The 2,829-nt window shown below is 23.7% G+C and carries 2 protein-coding genes; one reads left to right on the plus strand and one right to left on the minus strand.

The features are described 5' to 3' along the window. Positions 1–408, plus strand: a 408-nt coding sequence (locus tag T380_RS04420; RefSeq protein ID WP_036437129.1) for a hypothetical protein, incomplete at its 5' end; no start/stop codon positions are given. Between the two features lie 428 nt (positions 409–836). Here T380_RS04420 and T380_RS04425 read toward each other — a convergent pair. After that, a partial coding sequence (locus tag T380_RS04425; protein WP_036437132.1) for a hypothetical protein occupies positions 837–2,829 on the minus strand: 1,993 nt, incomplete at its 5' end.

Genomic DNA, 2,829 nt, shown 5'->3' on the forward strand with positions numbered 1-2,829 from the left:
CAAAATAATTGAAATGGTCTTATTCAAGCAATAATACCAGTGTTTAAGAATATGCTTGATGAATCAAATGAAAAACAAGAAGAGAAATTTAAAATAATGTTAGATAAATCAAATAAAAAACAAGAAGCTAAATTTAAAACAATGCTTGATGAATCTAATAAAATTCAAGAAGCTAAATTTAAAACAATGCTTGATGAATCAAACAAAAAACAAGAAGTTAAATTTAAAGTTATGTTAGATGAATCAAATAAAAAACTAAAAACCGAGATTCTTGATGAAATTAATCCTAGATTTGATGCAATAGAAAATGATATAAAAATCTTAAAATCTGATGTTGCAGAATTAAAGTCTGATGTAAAAATGCTTAAATCGTTTCATGTTGAAGATATTAAAAAATATGAAAAATAGAACTTGTTATATTATATTTTTAAAAAACTAGTTTGTTTCTTTATGTTATGTTCATTCAAAAAATAAGACAAATCTTGTATTTTTATTTTTTAATTTTCCAAAAAATCTAAATTTCATACATATTATGACAAGATCGCAAAAATCATGAAAAATAGAATTAGTTTAGTAAAAGTAGAAAAAAATTATTAGAAAGAAATTAATCAAGTTTTTAATAAATACGAGAATATCAAATATGATAAATAAAATAATAATTAAACATTAATACATATATCTTAACTTTTTGAAAAGTCTCTTATTTTTTAATTTATATATTGAAAATTTACAAAAAAACTTTTATAAAAAAACACTTTTTTATAGTTTTTTGTACTTTTTTAGTTATAAATTTATTAAAAGTTTAGGAAATAAAAATATGGTTTCCCATATTTTTATTATTTAAACTCAACACTAATTCTATTATCATCATCATAGTTAAAGTCGTATCATACTTCCCCTTGATATGCTCAAATTTCTTTTGGTTGTTTACTTCTAAGAGATGCCAAATATAAATTAGTACTTTTATAAAATTCTCTAGTTATTGTCCTATCGCCGAACCTTCATTTTTCTAGGTCAGTTTTTATTGAATTTTTAAACACCATAGGTAGAGATACCATTTCTACTTTATAATCAACATTTTTATATGTTACATTATTAAATACCTTTAATCTGTTTTTAAGAGGGAAATTAGCATCTTCTAAAATAACGGTTGGTATATTAATTGATTTTTCTACATCAGGTCTAAACTCGAATTCTCATGGTGAATAATCACCTCTATATTTATCTTCAGATCAAACTCATGTAAATTTAGAATAATTATTATTGGTATTAACTCCCGTTAATTCTGGGTGTGTTCCACCATAATGAGCAAAGAAATCTCTTTCTATAATAGATATAATATAATTATTAAATCAACTTTTTTCTTTAAGAACTACATCTTCATCTACCAAATAAACATTAGGTATATTTTTTATTGCGGAATCAATAAATTTATAATTTATTTTTTCAGCTATTCACATTTTAGTAGACATTAAATAAAGTTGGGGATCAATATATTCTTTAAAGAAATCTTGTACACTCATGCGTTCTATCTCTTTATATTTTAATCGATTAGACGTTTTCAAATAGAAATAAGAACCATAAGTCATATCGTGTTCACCTGAATCAGTTTTATAAATTTTTGGATATTTCCTTTTATTTGGAGATATGTTCTCAGGAGTTAATGGGTCTTCTGGTTTTTGATATAATTTAAATTTATTTTCTGTTATATTTGTGATGTCTTTTTTGTCAATATTTTCAAATATATTAAATTTGCTAAAATGTTCATTAATATAAGAATCGGTAATATATGCTGTTCTTAAATAAGAAAAACCAAAATTAATTTTATTCATTCATCAACCTTGAGATTTTTGGTTGCTTCCTGGTGGACAAAGGGTATTAGGGCCATTAACTATATCAGCTGTTCTGTTATATTGAATAAATCAACTATCATCTTTAGTATATTTGTTATCATAATAATTAGTTGTATGAGCAAACATTCTTTGCATACTAGGTTCTGAAATTCCATCACGAGCAATTGGATTTATAATCGGCTCTATATCCGAATTCTTTAATAAATCTTCTAACTCTTTTCTGTTATTGCGACATTTAACTTCAACTTTTTGATTTTGAGCTTCAGTTCATGTATCAAAATATTTTACTCTTAATGTATAAGTAATTACAGACTTACCTGGCCCACCATCACTAGAAGGTGCATGTGCCATTTCTACCTTAGTAGGTTTTAATTCATACTTATTGGTATCAAATGCTGCTCCACCCTTTTTAATTAATTTAACATCATTTAACTTAACTTCGTTTGGATTAACTCCATGTCACATATCATCTTGGAATTTACCGCTATTAGCTAAATTAACAAATACATTGTCTTTTACAAATTTAATATCATCATCTTTTACTTTATTTTCTAAATATCCATTAACAATTACGCTAAATTGTTTTTCATAATTTCCGCATTTGGCAACTAAATAAATAGTCTTACTTGCCTTTAGATCATTATCTATTACATGACGAGCATTATCTAATCTTATTTCAATATTTCCAATATTATATTTTTTATATTTATTAGCATCTATATCAATATAAGATTTTAAGTAATTTCCAGTATCACTAATTAATTCGTCTGAGTTATTATATTTAGCTTTACTTGCTAAATTATTTTTAAAGTTAATAGTATTTAATGCTTGTTTATTAATATTAGATATGTAATTATTTACTCTATTTTCATTTAATTTATCTAATGATAAAAATCCATTTATAGGTACTATAAATTCTTTTGTAACTTTTGTAGATAATGAAAGATTTTTATATACTTCTAATTTTAAGTTAAGA

The sequence above is a fragment of the Mycoplasma elephantis ATCC 51980 genome (assembly GCF_000687815.1).
Lineage (GTDB): Bacteria > Bacillota_I > Bacilli_A > Mycoplasmatales > Metamycoplasmataceae > Mycoplasma_H > Mycoplasma_H elephantis.